This window comes from Nocardiopsis sinuspersici, from assembly GCF_001998325.1.
In the GTDB taxonomy this organism is placed as follows: domain Bacteria; phylum Actinomycetota; class Actinomycetes; order Streptosporangiales; family Streptosporangiaceae; genus Nocardiopsis; species Nocardiopsis sinuspersici.
Map to the genome: position 1 here is coordinate 4453284 of NZ_MCOK01000001.1, position 19166 is coordinate 4472449.

Here is a 19166-nt window from a genome sequence, read left to right on the forward strand (position 1 = left end):
GCGCCGGCCCCCGCGCGGAAGGGACCGGCCGGAAGGGACCGCTACCGGTCCAGGCGGTCCAGGAGCGCGTGGTACTCGTCCCACAGCTCACCGGGCATGTGGTCGCCGAAGGTCTTGAAGAACTCGGGGACCAGGGCGGCCTCCTGCTTCCAGACGTCGGTGTCCACGTCCAGGACGAACTCCATGTCCTCACGGGAGACGTCCAGGCCCTCGGTGTCGATGGCGTCGGCGGTCGGCACGTGGCCGATCGGGGTCTCGACCGCGGGGGCCTCCCCCTCCAGGCGCTCGACGATCCACTTGATGACGCGGCTGTTCTCGCCGAACCCGGGCCACACGATGCGACCGTCGGCGTCCTTCTTGAACCAGTTGACGTAGAAGATCCGGGGCAGCTTGGACTCGTCGGCCCCCTGGCCCAGCTTCACCCAGTGCGCGAAGTAGTCGCCCATGTTGTAGCCGCAGAACGGCAGCATGGCGAAGGGGTCGCGGCGCAGCTCGCCGACGGAGCCCTCGGCGGCGGCGGTCTTCTCCGAGGAGACGTTGGCGCCCATGTAGACGCCGTGCTGCCAGTCGAAGGACTCGGTGACCAGCGGCACGGCCGAGGCGCGACGGCCGCCGAACAGGATGGCCGAGATCGGCACGCCCGCCGGGTCCTCCCACTCGTCGGCGATGGTCGGCGCCTGGCCCGCCGGGGTGGTGAAGCGGGAGTTCGGGTGGGCCGCGGGCTCACCGGACTCCGGGGTCCAGGGACGGCCCTTCCAGTCGGTGAGGCCCGCGGGCGGCTCCTCGGTCAGGCCCTCCCACCACACGTCGCCGTCGTCGGTCAGGGCGACGTTGGTGAAGATGCTGTTGCCCCACAGGGTCTTCACGGCGTTGGCGTTGGTCTTCTCGCCGGTGCCGGGTGCGACGCCGAAGAACCCGGCCTCGGGGTTGATGGCGCGCAGTCGCCCCTCGTCGTCGAAGCGCATCCAGGCGATGTCGTCGCCGACGGTCTCGACCTTCCATCCGGGGACGGTCGGCTGGAGCATGGCGAGGTTGGTCTTGCCGCAGGCGCTCGGGAAGGCGGCGGCGACGTAGTGCGGCCGCCCCTTGGGCGGGGTGACCTTGAGGATGAGCATGTGCTCGGCCAGCCAGCCCTCGTCGCGGGCCATCACCGAGGCGATGCGCAGCGCGTAGCACTTCTTGCCGAGCAGGGCGTTGCCGCCGTAGCCGGAGCCGTAGGACCAGATCTCACGGGTCTCGGGGAAGTGCGAGATGTACTTGGTGGAGTTGCACGGCCAGGCGACGTCCTGCTGACCGGGCTCCAGCGGGGCGCCCACGGAGTGGACGGCCTTGACGAAGTCGCCGCGCTCCTCGATCAGGCGCAGGGCTGCGGTACCCATGCGGGCCATGATGCGCATGGACACGACGACGTACGGGGAGTCGGTGATCTCGACGCCGAGCTGGGAGATGTCACCGCCCAGCGGGCCCATGCAGAAGGGCACCACGTACATGGTGCGGCCGCGCATGGCTCCCCGGAAGACCTCGCCGAAGGTGGCGCGCATCTCGTCCGGCGCGATCCAGTTGTTGGTCGGACCCGCGTCCTCCTCCCGCTCGGAGCAGATGAAGGTGCGGTCCTCGACACGGGCGACGTCGCTCGGGTCGGACTTGCAGTAGAAGCTGTTGGGGCGTTTGTCCGAGTTCAGACGGACGAAGGTCCCCTGCTCGACCAGTTGGTCGGTCAGTCGGGTCCACTCCTCCTCCGAGCCGTCACACCACACGATCCCGTCCGGTTGGGTGAGCTCCGCGACCTCGCGCACCCAGGAGACCAGTCCTTCGTGCTCGGTCGGTACGGCGCCCACTTCGATACCCACGGCAGTCACAGCGGCTCCTTTACAAGGTCGAGATCTCTCGCATCATGAACGACAACCCCCCATAGTGACCAATTGGTATAGGCCAATGGTCTACAGGTGTGACACGGAGAGAGCCGATTCCGCCGCACAGCAGGGGATCCGAATGGTCTACCGCCGGGTAGGCGAGTGCACCTCCGGGGAGTGCTCCGGCACTGTTCGGAGCCGCTTTCCCCGGTCACGGGGGCGGACCGCCGACGGCGTCCGACACACCGTGCTGTTCGTCACACGGCGGTCTCCGGCCTCGGGAGAACCGCTATACCTATGCTCCGGACCCGGGGCGTCGCGGGCGGATCCGACCAGCGCGGGCGGGTCCGGGACTCGGTCCGGGGCCGCCCGGCGGAGTCCGAGGTGGCCGGTTCCGGCCGACGCGTCACCTCCGGCGCGTCACCTCCGGCGCGTCACCTCCGGCCGGCACGTGTCCCGGGTCGGCGCACGCCTGCGGTCAGCGCAGTATCGCGACGGGGCCCTTGGCGCCGTGCAGGACGGAGTGGCTCACCGAGCCGAGCAGCAGCCCCCGGAACCCCCCGCGGCCGCGCGAGCCGACGACGACGAGGTCGGCGGGTGTGGCCTCCTCCAGCAGGGCGACCACCGGATGGGCGCGCACCACCCGGGTGTGCACGGTGACCCCGGGGTGGCGCATGTGCGGCTCGGCCAGCTCGTCCTCCATCGCCTGCCGGGCGGCCTCGGCGGCGGTCTCGTCGTCGAACAGCTCCGGGGGGATGGGACCCGTCGCGGCGGCGAAGGCCACCAGGGGCTGCCAGGCGCTCACGGCGACCAGCTCGGTCTCGGCGAAGTCGGCCTGCGTGAAGGCGAAGTCCACGGCCCGCCTGCTGGGCTCGGACCCGTCGATGCCCACGATGACGCGGCCCCGGACCCCGTGCGCCGACGCGTGCTCGCGGGGCAGTACGACCACCGGAACGGGTGAGCGCGCGGCCAGTTCGATGCCGACGGAGCCGACGAAGGCGGCCGCGATCCCGCTCAGCCCGCGCGAGCCGACCACCACGGCGACGGCACCCTCCGCGGCGGCCTCGGCGAGCAGTGCCTCCACCGGCCGGGCGTAGGACATGCGGGTCTGCACCCGCAGTTCGGGGAAGAGCCGGGACACCCAGTCGCGCGCGTACTCCAGCAGGCGTTCGGCACCCCGGGTGTCGGCCTCGTCCGGGGGCACGGCCCCGTCGAGGTGGGTGTTCCCCGCGAAAACGCCGACGGAGGCCAGCGGCCCGGCGGCCGCGACGATCCGCACCCCGAGCCCGCGCAGCACCGCCTGGTGCGCCGACCACTCCAGCGCGTGGCGGCTGGAATCGGTTCCGTCGACCCCCACGATCACCCATCGCGTCGTGGATGCGCCGTCCATGCGTGCGCCCTTCTCGTCGGTCGTTCCCTACCCGTACCCGCGTGTTCGCCGGTGTCCCCCGATCATGCCGCGTGAACACACACCCGTGGATAACAGTGCCGCCGCGAGTTGGGTGACGTCCGGGCGAGGAAGGCGTAGGGTCCCGAGACAACGGTGAATTCGACAGCGCCACCGCCGGACCGTCCCGGCCATGGGGACATCCGCGGAAGAGGGGGCACGATGCCGCACTCCGCACAGTTGCATTGGGACTACCGGGACGGGAAGGTCGCGGCGGTGACGGCCGCGATCGTGTACAGCCTGTGGGTCGTGGAGGTCCTGCTGCCCGGCGGCGACACGGTCCAAGGGGCCCTCTCCGACCCGGGCGCGGACTTCGCCAGGTTCCTGGACAGCGCGCACCGCATCGCGGCGGTCCTGGTGATGATCGCCGCCGGGCTGGGGCTCGGGCTGGGCGCGCGGGAGCAGCACAGCCACCTGCTGTCGGTGTCGTGGTGGTCCATGGGCGTGTTCGGCCTGACCTCCCTGGTCGCCACGGTGTTCCCCGGGCCGTGCGCGGTGTCCACGGACCTCACCTGCACGGCGGAGTCCATGGTGGAGGCCCTGCCGGGGGCCACCCTCGCACAGACGGTGATCGCGCTGATCGCGATCCTGGCCGCCCTGGTGAGCGTGGTCGTCCTGGCGGTCGACCGCTACCGGATGAAGGAGCGCGCGTGGTGGCTGGTGGCCGTCGTGGCCGTGCTCCAACTGGCCTCGACCATCGCCGTCCTGGTCATGGCCGGGCTGGTCTACGCGGCCTCGGGCGACGGGGAGGCCGGGGTCGAGCTCAACTCCCTGCAACGCGCGCACCTGACGACGGTGGCCCTGTGGCTGCTCGCCGCGGGCCTGCTGCCCGGGCCGTGGCAGCGGCCACGGAAGCCCCGTCCCGTCCGGACCGCCCGCTGAGGGCCGGGGATGCCCGGACGCCCCCGCGTGCTCAGGCGTCGCGGAGGGCCTCCGGCAGGGGACGCACGTGGACCACGTGCAGGGTGCTGACGGCGCGGGTGAGCACCACGTAGAGCCGGTTCGCGCCGCGCTCCTCGGCCTCGACGATGGCGGCCGGCTCCGCGACCACGACCGCGTCGAACTCCAGGCCCTTGGCGAGGCTTGCGGGCACCGCGACCAGGCGGCCCGCGTCCGGCCCGGTGTCCGCCTCGCCGAGCAGCGGCGTGGGCAGGCCCCCGGCTTCGAGGGCCTCGCGCAGGGCCGGCAGGTCGGTGTCGGCGGCGACGAGCCCCACGGAGCCCTCTCCCCCGAGCGCGGCGCGGCAGGCGTCGACCACGGACGCGGCGAGGCCGTCGACGGCGGGGGTGACGCGGAGGGACCCGGCCGCACGGCGCACGGAGACCGGCGCGAAGGGATGGCCGGAGCCGGCGTCCCCCGTCCGGGAGCGGCGGGCGACGGGGGCGATGGAGGGCAGGAGGCGCGCGGCGAAGTCGATGATCTGGGCGGGGACCCGGTACCCGCGGTTCAGGACGCTCAGGTGGCCGGTGGGCTTGCCGAGGTGTTCCAGGAGCGTGGACCAGTCGGTGGTGGCCGACGGGCTGGTGCCCTGGGCGATGTCACCGAGCACGGTGAGCGAGCCGGACACGCAGCGGCGGCCGACGGCCCGGCACTGCATGGGGCTCAGGTCCTGGGCCTCGTCCACCACGATGTGGCCGAGCCCCGCGGGGCGCTCGATCAGCGCGGCGGCCTCGTCGACGAGCGCGAGGTCCTCCTCCGACCAGCGGGCCGACTTCGGACCGCGGGGCCTGCCGGGCAGCAGGACGGCGGCCTGCTCCTCAGGTGACAGCAGCCCCTCGGCGGCGCGTGCGAGGCGGTCGGGGTCGGTGAGCAGGCCGAGGACGAGCTTGAGCGGGTCGGCCTTGGGCCACATGGCGGTGACCGCCGACCGCACGGCCGGGTCGCGGCGCACCTGTTCGTGGGTGCGGTCGTCGCACGCCTCCCCCTGGCTCTCCATGAGGGACAGGACGGCGTGGGCGATGCGGTGGGAGAGGAGTTCGCGCCCGGAGCCGTAGGCGACGCCGCGTCCGGCCAGCTCGTCGAGGAGGGGGCGCAGGTCCTCGGGGTAGAGGCGCCAGCGGCGCGACCCCCGGCGGACCACGACCGGCTCCTCGGGAGTGCGCAGGCGCGACCACAGGTCGCGGCGCAGCACCTCGGCCATGCGGGCCCGGCCCTTGATCCGCGCGGCGGCGGGCTCCTCCGTGCGGCGCACCCATCCGGCGGCGGGACGTGCGCGTTCGGGCAGCCCGGCGGTGAGCATCCCGGTGACGGTGGTCTGCCGGACGTCGACCTCGCCGAGGGCGGGCAGGACGTCGCGGATGTAGGAGAGGAAGGAGCGGTTGGGGCCCACGATCGCCACGCCGGAGCGGGAGAGGCGTGCGCGTTCGGTGTAGAGGAGGTAGGCGACGCGGTGCAGGCCGACGGCGGTCTTGCCGGTGCCCGGAGCGCCCTGCACGCACAGGGTGGTGCTGAGCGGGGCGCGGACGAGGTCGTCCTGTTCGGGCTGGATGGTGGCGACGATGTCGCGCATGGGCCCGGTGCGGGGGCGCTCGATCTCGGCGCTGAGGAGTTCGCCGGCGCGCTGGTCGGCCTCGGCCGGGGTGACCGTGAGCGGTTCGTCCTCGAAGGCGGTGAGCACCGCCTCGGGTTCGGCGTGCGGGCCGCGGTCCAGGGTGGTGAAGCCGTAGCGGCGACGCGTGCGCACGCCCATCCGGTCGCTGGGCGATGCCCGGTAGTAGGCGACGCAGACGGGTGCGCGCCAGTCCAGGACCATGGGGCGGCCGTCGGGGTCGTGGACGTGGCGGCGGCCGATGTGCACCCGGTCCGGCTCGTCGCCGGGAGCCGGTGCGGGCGCGGGGGCGCCGGGACCGTTGGGAGCGGACGCGGGAGCCGGGGCGTCGGGACCGTCGTCCAGGAAGACGGTCCCGGGCTCGAAGTCGAGGCGGCCGAAGAACAGCGGGGCGCCGGGGACGTCGGCCAGGGCGGCGAGGCGGCGTGCGCGGCCGCGGCGCAGGGCCGCGTTGGTGACCTTGTCGTTGACGACGTCGCCCAGGACGAGTTCGCTGTCCTCGACGTCCTCGCGCATCCTGCGCAGGGCGTCTCGGGCGGCGGCGAGGTGGTCGCGTTCGGCCTGGAGTCCGGGGCTCACGGGCACGGCGGAGTCGGCGGAGGGAACGGTCGTGGACACAGGGCGACCTCGGAGGGGGCTCGGCGGGACGGTGGCACGCGTGCGCGGGTCCCGCCCCGGTCGCCGCGAGGGCCCGGTTCGTTCCGATCCTTGGAGCGCACAGCACCCGCGGAAGGGGTGCGGCCGAAAGGAGGGATCACCTTATCCCGCGGTGTGACCTCCACCAAACCGGCCGGTGGCCGGGCGGAGTCGTCCGCACGCTCCGCCGGCCGTGCCGCCGTCGGCGCGGGGCCGCGCGAAACGCCCCGGCGGGGGAACCGGCGCCGGCGCGGGACCGTCCAAGACCCCGGAAAGGACGGTGTTCACGTGCACCAGGTTCAGGATGACCTCGTACTGCGTCCCGGCCTCCGAGCGGGGTGGGCCAGGCTGGCCGTCGGAGTGGTGACCGGTGTGGTCATGACCGCCGGTTTCGCGTTCCGCATCGGCCCGGGGGCGGCCATGGTCGTGGGCGCCGTGTGGATCGTGCTGGTCGTGGTGGTGGCCGCGCACCTCTACCGCGCCAGGATCATCCTGACCGCGCACGAGATCATCCTCAAGGGTGCGCTCTTCCAGCGGCGCCGGTCACGGGCGCGCGCCGTGTGGACGATCCGCGCGACCGTCGTCCAGCCGCGCGTGCCTCCCTGCGACACCCTGTTCGTCCTCGACGCGCACGGCGGCGTGCTCGTCAGGGTGTACGGCGCCAACTACGCGACCGAGGACATGGACCGGCTGGTGTACGCGCTCGGGCTGCCGTGCAGCGGCCCGGAGGGCCGCGTCACCGGCAAGCAACTGGAGGAGTACCGGCCGGGCCTCGTGTCGTGGGTCGAGCAGCATCCCTTCCTGTTCGCAGCCGCGTTCTGCGTCGTCCTGCTCCTGGCCATCGCGGTGGCCGTGCTCATCGGCGTGGTCGTGACGATGGGATGAGCGCGGCGGGACGGCCGCGCCGGGCGCGCGCCCCGGGCCCGAGGGGGTGCGCACCCGTCCGGCCGGTCAGGTCTTGCGCAGCCGGACCCGGCGCACGCGGTGGTCGTCGCCCTTGTACATGACCAGCGTGGCGCGGCCCCGGGTGGGACGGATGTTCTCCACGAGGTTGACCTCGTTGATGGTGCGCCAGGTGTTGGCGGCGAACTCCAGGGCCTCCCCCTCGCCGATGCTGGTGGCCATGTGGTGGAAGTAGGAGCGCGGGTCGGAGAAGGCGGTGCGGCGCAGCTCGCGGAAGCGGTCGAGGTACCAGTTGCGGATGTTCTCGACCTTGGCGTCCACGTAGATGGAGAAGTCGAAGAAGTCGGCCACCGCCAGGCGCCCGGCGGTGGCGGGCTGGAGGACGTTGATGCCCTCCACGATGAGGATGTCGGGGCGGCGCACGGTCTGCCGCTCGTCCGGCACGATGTCGTAGCTCAGGTGGGAGTAGACGGGGATGTCGATGCGTTCGGCGCCGGCCTTCATCTCCGACACGAAGCGCACCAGGGCCCGGCGGTCGTAGCTCTCCGGGAAGCCCTTCCTGCGCATCAGCCCCCGCGACTCCAGGACCGCGTTGGGGTGGAGGAAGTTGTCGGTGCTCACCAGTTCCACGTCGGGGTGGTTGGGCCACTGGGCGAGCAGGGAGCGCAGCAGGCGCGCGGTCGTGGACTTGCCCACCGCGACGCTGCCCGCCACGCCGATGATGAACGGCGACGGGCGGCCGGACTCGCCCAGGAAGGCGCGTACCGCGGCGTGCCGCTGCTGGGTGGCGCCCACGTACAGGTTGAGCAGGCGCGACAGCGGCAGGTAGATGTCCCGTACGTCCTCCAGGGAGGTGGGATCGGTGGTGCCGCGGAGCTCGGCGAGGTCCGCCTCGGTCAGGGAAAGGGGGGTGGAGGCCCGGAGTCCTGCCCAGGCCTCCCGGTCCATTTCCACATACGGCGTGGAGAAGCCGTTCTTCGTCGCGTGAGACACGAATGACCACCCTAGAGGAGAGTGTCGACCGTACCGGGCGCCCGGTCCCCCGGAGCCTCGGGCCCGGCCGCCGGACGTGCCCGGGACCACACGTCCACGACATGCCCGGCCAGAATTTTTACCTCCGGTTCCAGGCGGGCGGAATCAGTTCCACTCTGCGCCTCCCCATGCCCCCCACCTGCGCGGTCTACTCTCCATACACCAAATGGTCTATACCGTTACCTGCGAAAACGACCAGTGGTATGGGGCACTGGTTGGTCGATCCGGCAATCTCCTTCGCCTACGCTGGCGGCCATGTGTGGAATCGTTGGCTACGTCGGGCCGCAACCGGCGCTTCAGGTCGTCATGGACGGCCTCGCAAGGTTGGAGTACCGCGGATACGACTCCGCGGGTGTGGCGATGCTGGACGAGGGGGTCCTGCGCACCGAGAAGAGCGCGGGCAAGCTCGCGAACCTGCGCCAGGCGCTGGAGGAGCGGCCGATCAGCGGGGACGGCGCCGGCATCGGCCACACGCGCTGGGCCACCCACGGCGCCCCGAACGACGTCAACGCCCACCCCCATGTGGACGGCAACCGCCGTGTCGCCGTCGTCCACAACGGCATCATCGAGAACTTCGCCGCCCTGCGCCTGGAACTGGAGGACCAGGGCTGCAAGTTCCTCTCCGAGACCGACACCGAGGTGACCGCGCACCTGCTCGGCATCGAGGTGGCCGAGCACGGCGATCTCGTCGCCGCCATGCGCGCGGTGTGCAAACGCCTGGAGGGCGCGTTCACCCTCGTGGCGACCTCCGTGGACGACCCCGGGCTGGTCGTGGCCGCCCGCCGCAACTCGCCGCTGGTCGTCGGCCGCGGCCAGGGGGAGAACTTCCTGGCCAGCGACGTGGCCGCGTTCATCGCGCACACCCGCGAGGCGGTCGAGCTGGGCCAGGACCAGGTCGTGGAGCTGCGCGCCGACTCCGTGTCCGTCACCGACTACGACGGCAACCCCGTCGAGGTGAACGAGTACCACGTGGACTGGGACGCCTCCGCCGCCGAGAAGGGCGGCTACGAGTACTTCATGCTCAAGGAGATCATCGAGCAGCCGCGCGCGGTGGCCGACACCCTCCTGGGCCGTGTGTCGGCCGACGGCCAGCTCACCCTGGACGAGATGCGCCTGTCCCCCGAGGACCTGCGCTCCGTCGAGAAGATCGTCATCATCGCCTGCGGCACCTCCTACCACGCGGGCCTGATCGCCAAGTACGCGATCGAGCACTGGTGCCGCATCCCGTGCGAGGTCGAGGTGGCCAGCGAGTTCCGCTACCGGGACCCGATCCTGAACCAGCAGACCATGGTCATCGCCATCTCCCAGTCCGGCGAGAGCATGGACACCCTCATGGCGGTCCGCTACGCCCGTGAGCAGCGCGCGAAGGTGCTGGCCATCTGCAACGTCAACGGGTCGACCATCCCGCGCGAGTCCGACGGCGTGCTGTACACGCACGCGGGCCCGGAGGTCGGCGTGGCCGCCACCAAGACCTTCCTCACCCAGTTGGCCGCCTGCTACCTGGTCGGCCTGTACCTGGCCCAGGTGCGCGGGCTGAAGTTCGGCGACGAGATCAACGCCGTGATCGCCCAGTTGGCCACCATGCCCGAGCAGGTGGAGCGGGTCCTGGGCACGGTGGAGCCGGTCCGCGAGCTGGCCCGGTCGCTGGCCGACGCCGACACGGTGCTCTTCCTGGGCCGCCACGTGGGCTACCCGGTGGCGATGGAGGGCGCGCTCAAGCTCAAGGAGCTGGCGTACATGCACGCCGAGGCGTTCGCCGCCGGCGAGCTCAAGCACGGCCCGATCGCGCTGATCGAGGACCAGTTGCCGGTCGTCGTCGTGGTGCCCTCTCCCAAGGGGCGCAGCGTGCTGCACGACAAGATCGTGTCCAACATCCAGGAGGTGCGCGCCCGCGGTGCACGCACCATCGTGATCGCCGAGGAGGGCGACGAGTCGGTGCGCCCGTACTCGGACGTCCTCATCGAGATCCCGGCGGTGCCGACCCTGCTTCAGCCGATCGTGTCCACGATCCCGATGCAGGTGTTCGCGTGCGAGCTGGCCCTGGCCAAGGGCAACGACGTGGACCAGCCGCGCAACCTGGCCAAGAGCGTCACGGTCGAGTAGCCGCGTGAGGGGGGCGTGTCCGGCGGACGGCGCCGGGCGCGCCCCCTCGTGCGTACCGGGACGGGCGGGCCCGCGTCAGTGCGCGGCCCCGTGCCCGGCCTCCTCGTGGACGGCGACGGCCGCGGCGGTGTCGGCGTGGGTCGGCAGGACCTCGGTCAGCCCCAGGACGTCGAGGATCCGGGAGAGCTGACGGGGCGGGCAGGCCAGAAGGAGATGGTGTCGGGCCTTCGTGGCGGCACGCAGTGCGCGGACGAGGGCGTTGACGCCGGAGGCGTCGATGAAGCCCACCGCGGACAGGTCGACGACCACGCAGCTGCCCGCTGCCGCGGTCGTGATCCGGGTGAACGCCTCCTCGGCGGTGGCGATGTCGATCTCGCCGCCCAGTTCGACGACGGTGATCCCGCCACAGACGAACTGGTCCTGTTCCGTGTCCAGCACGGCCACGCCTCGCTCCCGGGATCGGGTGTAGGAAACTCTGCTCAGACGCGATCGGTCAAATGCCGACATGCGTTGACAGCCTACTCGTCCCGGAAGACGTATCGATGTCATTCACAGCTTCGAGGTGTTCGTCGTCGAACACGTAAAGGGCGCGGATCAGCCTTCACTGTCGCATATCGCCCAGACAATCTTGCCGCGGCCCTCGACCGGTTCCCAACCCCATTCCCGGCTGAACGCGGAGACGAGTCCGAGGCCGCGACCCGACTCGGCGAAATGGTGGGCGTCCACTCTGACCGGCGCTTTCCTGCTGGAATCGGCCACCATGCACACCACACCCCCCTGATCGGCCAGGTGGCGCAGCTGGACCACGACACGGCCGTCCTCGGGCCGGCCGCTCCCGGGCCGGGCGTGGCGGCAGGCGTTGCCCACGAGCTCGGAGATGATCAGGCGGACGTCCTCCACCACATCCTCGAGCCCCCACTCCTCCAGGGTCCGGGCGGCGAACTCACGCGCTCGGCGGACCGACCCGGGGACCGAACCGAACGCCCTCGCCGCGGCGTCCCGGGTGCGCGCGCCCTCCCCGACGGCCACACGGCCGAGCGGGTCGTCCCACCAGCCGCCCAGGAGGGCGTTGGACGCCTCGGCGAGGGAGGGGCGGCTCCAGGATGCCTCGGAGTCCAGCTCCGAAGACACGAGCTCTGCGTTCATCACGGTCCTCACGAGTGTGATGTCGGGTGACCCTGTCCACGGGGCCATCGTGGCTTACATCTGTAAGACACAGATGCACGTGCAGATCAACGTCGGCCTAGACTATAGGACGATGCACCTCTCTTGGTAGATCTCTTGCCAAGAATTCACAGACGGGCACCCGCGTTTACACCGGACACGGAGACCCCCATAGGACATGGTCCGAATCCCCAACACCTCTGTCCGTAACAAGGGCCGCTGGGTATACTGAGCGGTCGCTCGCGCCAAAGCCGCTACACGCAGGAGGCGATGTGGTCGCCGATCACGCCCCGAATCTCCAGGTCACCCAGGATTTTCTGGCCAATTCCAGCGGCGGCCCCACCGTCCTGCGGATTCTCCTGGGAACACAGCTCCGACGACTGCGTCAGGAGAGGAACATCTCCCGGCACGACGCCGGGTACGCCATCCGCGCCTCCCACGCCAAGATCAGCCGCATGGAACTGGGCCAGGTCAGCTTCAAGCGCCGTGACGTGGAGGACCTGCTCAAGCTCTACGGCGTGCACGACGCGGAGCAGCGCGAGGCCCTCCTCGGCCTGATCTCCAGCGCCAACGCCCAGGGCTGGTGGCACAAGTACGGCGACGTGCTGCCGCACTGGTTCGGCGTGTACGTGGGCCTGGAGGAGGCCGCGTCGGTCATCCGTACCTTCGAGGTCCAGTTCGTCCCCGGGCTGCTCCAGAGCGAGGACTACGCGCGCTCGGTCATCCGCCTGTCCCGGACCGCCACCTCCGAGGAGGACATCGACAGCCGTGTGCAGATGCGCATGCACCGCCGGCGCAGGTTCGTCGAGCCGGGCTCGCCCCGCCTGTGGGCGGTCATCGACGAGGCCGTGCTGCACCGGCCCTACGGCGACGCCGAGGTGATGCGCGGACAGATCGAGCACCTGCTCGACATGGCCCGCCGTCCCAACATCACCATCCAGATCGCCACCTTCGCGATGGGCGGCCACCCCGCGGCGGGCGGCCCGTTCAGCATCCTGCGCTTTCCCACTCCGGAGCTGCCCGACGTGGTCTACCTGGAGCAGCTGAACAGCGCCCTGTACTTCGACAAGTACGACGACACCCACCGCTACGCGCAGACGATGGACCACCTCGCCACCCAGGCGCCGCCGCCCAGCGCCACGGAGGACATCCTCCAGGACTTCCTGAAGCGCTACTCCTGACCCCTCGCCCCCCACCCCCGCGGCCGACGCCCACGGCGCGGCACCACTCCGACCGCCGGCTCCCGAGCCCCTGACAGGGGTCCCCGCTTCGGGACGCACCGGCCCCTCCCCCGCCGATCCCCCCTCTCCACGCCTGGTCGCCCTCAGCGCCCGGGCGTTCGCTTTGCGTGGACCTCCCGGGTTCCCGTGTGGCCGCCTCCGGCCACGACCGGGGAACGGTCCCCGTGTTCCGAACCGCCCGGACCCCCACCGCGTTAGGTCTGACATGCGGTTCCGGGCTGTCACCACTCCCGAGTTCTTGCATAGGTACTTACCTCGGTAAGTACGAATGCACGTGCATGGGCTACGCTTTGGCTCGCACCGGGGACGAAACAACCCACCGGGGGACAGGCCGCTCATGCCCTGGGCCGGCTTCCGCCGATGGACCCGGTCATCCGCCATGACGGGCGCGGCGGTCTGGACGGCCGCGTGTGGACACCCCGCTCACGAGTCCCCCGAAGTTCCAGGAGGTTGAGATGTATCCGATCTACAACGGTGTTCCCGCGAGCCGTCTGCCGAAGGTCGTCTGGACCAAGAGCAGCTGGAGCAACCCGGACGGGAACTGTGTCGAGGTCGCCACCCTTCCGGACGGGGACATCGCCGTGCGAAACTCACGGGACCCGCAGGGGCCGGCACTCGTCTACACCCCCGCCGAGATCGACGCCTTCGTGCGCGGCGCCAAGACGGGCGACTTCGACGCGCTCCTCAGGTAGCCGGAACCAGGCGAAGCAGCGGGAGATCCACCCCAGGCACCTGCCCCCGGACCTGGCACCCCCACCCCAGACCACCCCCGAAGCCGTCCCGTCGATGGCCGCCCCGCTTCCGCCCGGCGGCCTTTCCGTCCACGACGCGGACGCGAGCGGAGCCCGGCACCGTCTCGGTGCCGGGCTCCGTGGTGTCCGGGCCGCGAAAGCGCCCGGGCCCCGACGCGGCACACGCGCGCGGGAGGCCCGGACTCCGCCGTCGGCGGCTCCGGCCCCGCCTCCCCGTCACTCCCGCCCCAGGGACGCTCCAATTCCCCTGGGACGGTGGAACGCGGGCCGGCGGGCCGGGGGACGCGCTACAGGCGCGTGGGATCCACCAGCCCGTCGGTGCCGCCGGTCGGCGGCACCTCCCACGGAAGGTGGGTGGCGCCCAGCGCGGGCTTGAGGTCGAACAGCCACGCGGCCTTCTCGTCGTACTCGGCGAAGAAGGGCCTGCCGACCAGCTCGGGGTCGCGCGCCTGGATGAAGTGCAGGACGAACACCTTCTCGCCCGCCACCTCCGTGACGCCGTCGACGCACACCTTGCCCGGCGTCGCCGACATCGACGGGCCGCGCACCGTGCGGGCCAGGCCGGAGACCTTCTGGTAGGCACCGCGGAAGATCTCGTAGGCCTCGGCGAGCGGCACCGCGAAGTAGTCCTGCGGGCCGGTGTCGCGCTCGACGAACATGTAGTACGGGACCATGCCGTGCCGCACGTGGGTGCGCCACATGCTCTCCCACACGGCCGGGTCGTCGTTGATCGTGCGGATCAGCGGCGCCTGCGTGCGGATGACGGCGCCGGTCGAGCGGACGCGGCGCACCGCCTCCTGCACGAGTTCGGGCCGCATCTCGTTCGGGTGGGAGAAGTGGGCCATGAACGCGAGGTTCTTGCCGGAGGCGACGACCTTCTCGAACAGGCGGAGGGTGTCGTCGGCGTCCGGATCGGTGACGAACCGCTGCGGCCAGTAGGCCAGCGCCTTCGTACCGATGCGGATGGCCTCCAGGTGCTCGATCTCCAGCAGCGGCTCGATGTACTTGGAGATCACCCCCTCGCCCATGATCATCGGGTCGCCACCGGTGAACAGGACACTGGTGACCTCGGGGTGCGAGCGAACGTACTCGACGAGCTGGTCGATCTCGCTGGAGGCGAACTTCAGGTCCGCGTCACCCACGAACTGGGCCCAGCGGAAGCAGTACGTGCAGTACGCGTGACAGGTCTGCCCCTGCTTGGGGAAGAAGAGCACGGTCTCCTTGTACTTGTGCTGGACACCGGGGATGGGCTCCTCGTTGCCCGTCTTGGGCACGTTGAGGTCCATCTGCCCCGCCGGGTGCGGGTTCAGGCGGGCCCGCACCTGGTTGGCGGCCTCGTTCAGCTCCTTGCGTGAGGCGCCGGAGCGCAACAGGTCGGAGATCCTGGAGACGTCGTCCTGGGGCAGCATGTCGGCCTGAGGAAAGACCAGGCGGTAGATCGGATCGTCAGGAGCGGCGTCCCAGTCGATCAACTCGTCGACGACGTAGCTGTTGACCCGGAACGGCAGCACCGTTGCCACCGCCTGCACCGCGAGCCGCTCGTCGGCCGCGAGACCGGCTCGTGTGGTGAGATCGTCAAGGTGTTTCGTCGTGTAGGCACGGAACCGACGTCCGGTGGACGGAGACTGTGTCGCGTCTGGCGTAACGCTCACGCCTCTCCTCTCTGCATGTGGGCAGGGCCGCCCGAGGAGGTCGAACAGGGCAGCCCTGATCCGACGGTTCCGGTGTACGGGTGCACGGGTGGACCGTCGGAAGGGGTTCGATGTGGTTGTCGCATGCACCCGGAGCGTGATGAGACCCCAGGCCAGCGAGCGGGTATACCCCGTTTGAGGGCTTTTACCCATCATGCGGGAAATCCAGGACTGACCTGGACATACGGGAAGTATCCTCGCATGAGCTCACAAACATGCCTGACGGGCACCGTCTCCGTACGAGCCGGTACCGTGTCACCACACCTCCCGTACGGCCCGGCCCGGCCGTGCCCCGTCGCGGCGCGGCGGCGCCCGTGCGTACGGAGTCGCGGAACGCGCGCACGCATCCGCCCACAACACCCGTGAGGGAACAGTTGACTGGTACACCCGAGGTGGAGGCACCCGCCGCGCACCGACCGTCCCCGCCGGTCATCGCCGTGGACGCGATGGGCGGGGACAACGCTCCCTCCGAGATCGTGCGCGGCGCCGTGCTCGCCGTCCGTGAACTCGGCCTGCGCGTACTGCTCGTGGGCCGGCGTGCCGAGATCGCCGCGCTGCTCGCCGAGGAGGGCGCGCTGCGCGACATCCCCGTGGTGCACGCCGAGGACAACCTCGCCATGCACGAGGGCGCCCTGGCGAGCTGGCGGCGGCCCCGGTCCAGCGCGGCCGTCTCCTGCCGCCTGATCCGCCGGGGCGACGCCGACGCCCTGGTCTCGGCCGGCTCCACCGGCGGGATCGTGGCCACCTCCACGGTGCGGCTGCGCACGCAGCCCGGGATCCTGCGCCCGGCGCTGGCGGTGACCCTGCCGACCGGTGAGACGCCGACGATCATGGTGGACGCCGGCGCCAACGCCGACGCCAAGCCGGAGATGCTGGTGCAGTTCGCGCACCTGGGCTGTGCCTACGCGCAGACGGCGTTCGGGGTGCGGCACCCGAGGGTGGGGGTGCTGACCATCGGTTCGGAGCCGGGCAAGGGCAACAAGCTCGTGCGCAGGGCGACGGAGCTGCTGGCGGCCACCGCCGAGGGGTCCCCGGGGATGGACTTCCGGGGCAACATCGAGGGCCACGACCTGCTGGCGCGCAAGGTGGACGTGGTGGTGACCGACGGCCACACGGGGAACGTGGCGCTGAAGTCGGTGGAGGGCACGGCGACGTTCGCGATGGAGGCCCTCCACTCGGCGCTCACCTCCTCCACCGCCGCCAAGGCGGGCGCCATGTTGCAGCGCAAGGCCCTGCGGGGCCTGCGCGAGCGGCTGGACAGCGAGACCTACGGCGGCGCCGCCCTGCTGGGCCTGAACGGGACCGTGGTGATCGCGCACGGCGACAGCCGGGCCAGGGGCATCGCCCGCGCCTGCCAGCTCGCGCACGACCTGGCGGGCGGCCGTATCGGCGACCAGATCAGGCGCCGGGTGCACACCCGCCCGCCCAACTGGCTGCACCGCCTGGCCCAGTCCGAGGCGCCCGCGCAGAGGAGCGGTGACCAAGGCGAGGAGCACTGACGGCGAGGAGCGGTGGCCGGGGCGTCGGAAGCCGGCCAGGACGTCGGGAACGGCCGGGGCACGGGTGACCGGGGCGCCGGTACGCGGGCGGCGCGAGGCGGACGGCGCCCGGGGACCCCCTCGTGTCCGGGCCGGGCTCGGCCGGCTCCCCGCCACCGGATCCTCCCTCGGCCTGTGGACGACCGCTCCACGGCCCGTATGGGGCCGGGAGGGGGCTCCGGTCGGTACGCTGGAGTACATGGCCGACCCGCAGGAAGTACTCTCGCGACGGGTCCAGTCCGCTCTCGGTGCCGCCTTCGGCCCCGAGTTCGCCGACACCGACCCCGTCATCCGCCCGTCCCAGTTCGCCGACTACCAGGCGAACGCCGCGCTCGCACTCGCCAAGCGACTGGGCCGAAAGCCGCGCGAGGTGTCCGCGGCGATCATGGAGCACCTGGACGTGGCCGACGTCTGCCGCGACGTCGAGGTCAGCGGGCCGGGCTTCATCAACCTCACCCTGCGCGAGGACTGGATCGCCGACCAGGCCCGCCGGCTCCTCGACGACCCCCGCCTGGGCACCCCGGCCCAGGAGGTCCGGAACATCCCGCTGGACTACTCCGCGCCCAACGTGGCCAAGGAGATGCACGTCGGGCACCTGCGCACCACCGTGGTCGGCGACGCGCTCGCGCGCACCCTGGGCTTCCTGGGGCACAACGTCATCCGGCAGAACCACATCGGCGACTGGGGCACCCCCTTCGGCATGCTCATCGAGCACCTGCTGGAGGTGGGCGAGGACTCCCCCGAGACGGACCTGCTCACCACCGACCCCAACGCCTTCTACCAGGCGGCGCGCACCAAGTTCGACGCCTCCGGTCCCGGCCAGGACGAGTTCGCCGCGCGCGCCCGGCGCCGCGTGGTCTCCCTCCAGGGCGGCGACGAGGAGACGCTGCGCCTGTGGCGCGAGCTCGTCGGCCTGTCGAAGGTCTACTTCAACAAGGTCTACACCGAGCTCGGCGTGACCCTCACCGACGACGACCTCGCCGGGGAGAGCACCTACAACGCGATGCTCGCCGACGTGTGCGAAGAGCTGGAGTCCAAGGGCATCGCCGAGGTCAGCGACGGCGCCCTGTGCGTCTTCCCCGAAGGGTTCACCGGCCGTGAGGGCAAGCCGATCCCGCTGATCGTGCGCAAGAGCGACGGCGGCTACGGCTACGCCACCACGGACCTGGCCACCGTCCGCTACCGCGTGGAGGAACTCAAGGCCGACCGCATCCTGTACGTGGTCGGCGCTCCGCAGGCCCTGCACTTCAAGATGGTGTGGGCCACCGCCCGCGAGGCCGGATGGCTGCCGGAGGGCGTGGAGACCACGCACGTGCAGATCGGCAACGTGCTCGGCAACGACGGCAAGATCCTGCGCACCCGCAGCGGCGCTCCGGTACGCCTGATGGCGCTGCTGGACGAGGCGATCGAGCGGGCCGCGGCGGTCGTCGCGCAGAACCGCCCCGACCTGGACGCCGAGAGCCAGGCGGCGATCGCCCGCCAGGTGGGCATCGGCGCGGTGAAGTACGCCGACCTGTCGGTGGCGCACGACACCGAGTACACCTTCGACTTCGACCGGATGCTGGCCCTGACCGGCAACACCGGCCCCTACCTGCAGTACGCGCAGGCCCGGATCCGCTCCATCTTCCGCAAGGGCGGCCTGGACATGTCCGAGGCCAGGGGTGAGATCAGCGTCTCCGAGGACGCCGAGCGCGCCCTGGCGCTCAAGCTGCTGGAGTTCGGCCCCGTGGTGGCGCAGGTCGGCGACCTGCTCCAGCCGCACCGGCTGTCCACGTACCTGTTCGAGCTGGCGCAGTCCCTGACGGCGTTCTACGAGCACTGCCCGGTGCTGACCGCCGGGACGCGGGCCGAGCGCGATTCGCGCCTGGCGCTGATCTCGGTGGCGTTCCGGGTCCTCGTCCAGGGTCTGGACCTGCTGGGTGTGGAGGCTCCCGAGCACATGTAGCCGCAGAGCGGGGTGCGGTACGCACGCACGTTCACCGGAGGCCGGGGCCATGCCGCCCCGGCCTCCTCGCGTGTCCGGGACCTTCCGCGGAGCGCTCGTACTGAGCCCCGGCGTGGCCGGTTCCGGCCGCCGGCGGCCGTCGGGGAGATCTCACACGAGGCGTTCTCCCCTTGTCAGAGGGGGTTCGGGTGCCCTCCCCCCCCGACCGAGTCGAAGATCTCGTCCCCGGTCGTGCCAGAACCTCGGTTTCCGGAGGAACGTCAGACCTAAGGTGTGGACAAAAGCCCTAAAAGAGACAAAAGGGAGAACGCGG

At 71.3% G+C, this 19166-nt stretch carries 14 protein-coding genes; 7 read left to right on the forward strand and 7 right to left on the reverse strand.

Annotated features, from left to right (window positions below):
* Window positions 1-41 precede the first annotated feature (41 nt).
* Both NOSIN_RS19225 and NOSIN_RS19230 read right to left on the reverse strand, forming a co-directional pair.
* A complete protein-coding gene (locus NOSIN_RS19225) occupies window positions 42-1850 on the reverse strand; it encodes a phosphoenolpyruvate carboxykinase (GTP) (RefSeq protein ID WP_077692088.1) in 1809 nt (602 codons plus the stop codon).
* Between the two features lie 481 nt (window positions 1851-2331).
* Window positions 2332-3243, reverse strand: coding sequence for a universal stress protein (locus NOSIN_RS19230; protein WP_077692089.1), 912 nt, complete (start codon window positions 3241-3243; stop codon window positions 2332-2334).
* Between the two features lie 219 nt (window positions 3244-3462).
* Here NOSIN_RS19230 and NOSIN_RS19235 point away from each other — a divergent pair, with 219 nt between their 5' ends.
* Window positions 3463-4182: a DUF998 domain-containing protein gene (locus NOSIN_RS19235; protein WP_077692090.1), complete on the forward strand. Its 720-nt coding sequence runs from the start codon at window positions 3463-3465 to the stop codon at window positions 4180-4182.
* Window positions 4183-4213: 31 nt separating this feature from the next.
* Here the strand turns inward: NOSIN_RS19235 and NOSIN_RS19240 are convergent, their stop codons facing one another.
* On the reverse strand, window positions 4214-6466 hold the full coding sequence (locus NOSIN_RS19240; protein ID WP_077692091.1) for a HelD family protein: 2253 nt from the start codon (window positions 6464-6466) through the stop codon (window positions 4214-4216).
* A 306-nt stretch (window positions 6467-6772) separates the two neighbouring features.
* Between NOSIN_RS19240 and NOSIN_RS19245 the strand changes: the two genes are divergently transcribed.
* Window positions 6773-7369: a hypothetical protein gene (locus NOSIN_RS19245; RefSeq protein WP_077692092.1), complete on the forward strand. Its 597-nt coding sequence runs from the start codon at window positions 6773-6775 to the stop codon at window positions 7367-7369.
* A gap of 66 nt (window positions 7370-7435) precedes the next feature.
* On the opposite strand, the gene coaA is transcribed toward NOSIN_RS19245, so the two are convergent.
* Window positions 7436-8341 carry a type I pantothenate kinase gene (gene coaA / locus NOSIN_RS19250; protein WP_216349828.1) on the reverse strand — a complete coding sequence of 302 codons (906 nt, stop codon included), beginning with the start codon at window positions 8339-8341 and terminating at the stop codon, window positions 7436-7438.
* A 333-nt stretch (window positions 8342-8674) separates the two neighbouring features.
* On the opposite strand from coaA, the gene glmS reads away from it, so the two are divergent.
* Window positions 8675-10522: a glutamine--fructose-6-phosphate transaminase (isomerizing) gene (gene glmS, locus NOSIN_RS19255; RefSeq protein WP_077692094.1), complete on the forward strand. Its 1848-nt coding sequence runs from the start codon at window positions 8675-8677 to the stop codon at window positions 10520-10522.
* A 75-nt stretch (window positions 10523-10597) separates the two neighbouring features.
* Here glmS and NOSIN_RS19260 read toward each other — a convergent pair whose 3' ends face one another.
* Both NOSIN_RS19260 and NOSIN_RS19265 read right to left on the reverse strand, forming a co-directional pair.
* On the reverse strand, window positions 10598-10966 hold the full coding sequence (locus tag NOSIN_RS19260) for an STAS domain-containing protein (protein WP_077692095.1): 369 nt from the start codon (window positions 10964-10966) through the stop codon (window positions 10598-10600).
* Window positions 10967-11116: 150 nt separating this feature from the next.
* Window positions 11117-11668 carry an ATP-binding protein gene (locus NOSIN_RS19265; RefSeq protein ID WP_077692096.1) on the reverse strand — a complete coding sequence of 184 codons (552 nt, stop codon included), beginning with the start codon at window positions 11666-11668 and terminating at the stop codon, window positions 11117-11119.
* Window positions 11669-11958: 290 nt separating this feature from the next.
* On the opposite strand from NOSIN_RS19265, the gene NOSIN_RS19270 reads away from it, so the two are divergent.
* Window positions 11959-12867, forward strand: coding sequence for a helix-turn-helix domain-containing protein (locus NOSIN_RS19270; RefSeq protein ID WP_171986610.1), 909 nt, complete (start codon window positions 11959-11961; stop codon window positions 12865-12867).
* A gap of 515 nt (window positions 12868-13382) precedes the next feature.
* Complete coding sequence (locus NOSIN_RS19275; RefSeq protein ID WP_077692097.1) at window positions 13383-13619, forward strand: DUF397 domain-containing protein; 237 nt, start codon at window positions 13383-13385, stop codon at window positions 13617-13619.
* A 347-nt stretch (window positions 13620-13966) separates the two neighbouring features.
* On the opposite strand, the gene NOSIN_RS19280 is transcribed toward NOSIN_RS19275, so the two are convergent.
* A complete protein-coding gene (locus NOSIN_RS19280) occupies window positions 13967-15208 on the reverse strand; it encodes a KamA family radical SAM protein (RefSeq protein ID WP_077692098.1) in 1242 nt (413 codons plus the stop codon).
* A 536-nt stretch (window positions 15209-15744) separates the two neighbouring features.
* On the opposite strand from NOSIN_RS19280, the gene plsX reads away from it, so the two are divergent.
* Together plsX and argS are read left to right on the forward strand one after the other, a co-directional pair.
* Complete coding sequence (plsX, locus tag NOSIN_RS19285; RefSeq protein WP_077692099.1) at window positions 15745-16869, forward strand: phosphate acyltransferase PlsX; 1125 nt, start codon at window positions 15745-15747, stop codon at window positions 16867-16869.
* A gap of 238 nt (window positions 16870-17107) precedes the next feature.
* A complete protein-coding gene (gene argS, locus NOSIN_RS19290; RefSeq protein WP_077692100.1) occupies window positions 17108-18853 on the forward strand; it encodes an arginine--tRNA ligase in 1746 nt (581 codons plus the stop codon).
* Window positions 18854-19166 lie beyond the last annotated feature (313 nt).

Bases quoted from the DNA above. Each gene is read 5' to 3' on its own strand.
- NOSIN_RS19230 (WP_077692089.1), bottom strand. From the start codon at position 3,243: ATGGACGGCGCATCCACGACGCGATGGGTGATCGTGGGGGTCGACGGA.
- NOSIN_RS19235 (WP_077692090.1), top strand. From the start codon at position 3,463: ATGCCGCACTCCGCACAGTTGCATTGGGACTACCGGGACGGGAAGGTC.
- glmS (WP_077692094.1), top strand. From the start codon at position 8,675: ATGTGTGGAATCGTTGGCTACGTCGGGCCGCAACCGGCGCTTCAGGTC.
- NOSIN_RS19265 (WP_077692096.1), bottom strand. From the start codon at position 11,668: ATGAACGCAGAGCTCGTGTCTTCGGAGCTGGACTCCGAGGCATCCTGG.
- NOSIN_RS19275 (WP_077692097.1), top strand. From the start codon at position 13,383: ATGTATCCGATCTACAACGGTGTTCCCGCGAGCCGTCTGCCGAAGGTC.
- argS (WP_077692100.1), top strand. From the start codon at position 17,108: ATGGCCGACCCGCAGGAAGTACTCTCGCGACGGGTCCAGTCCGCTCTC.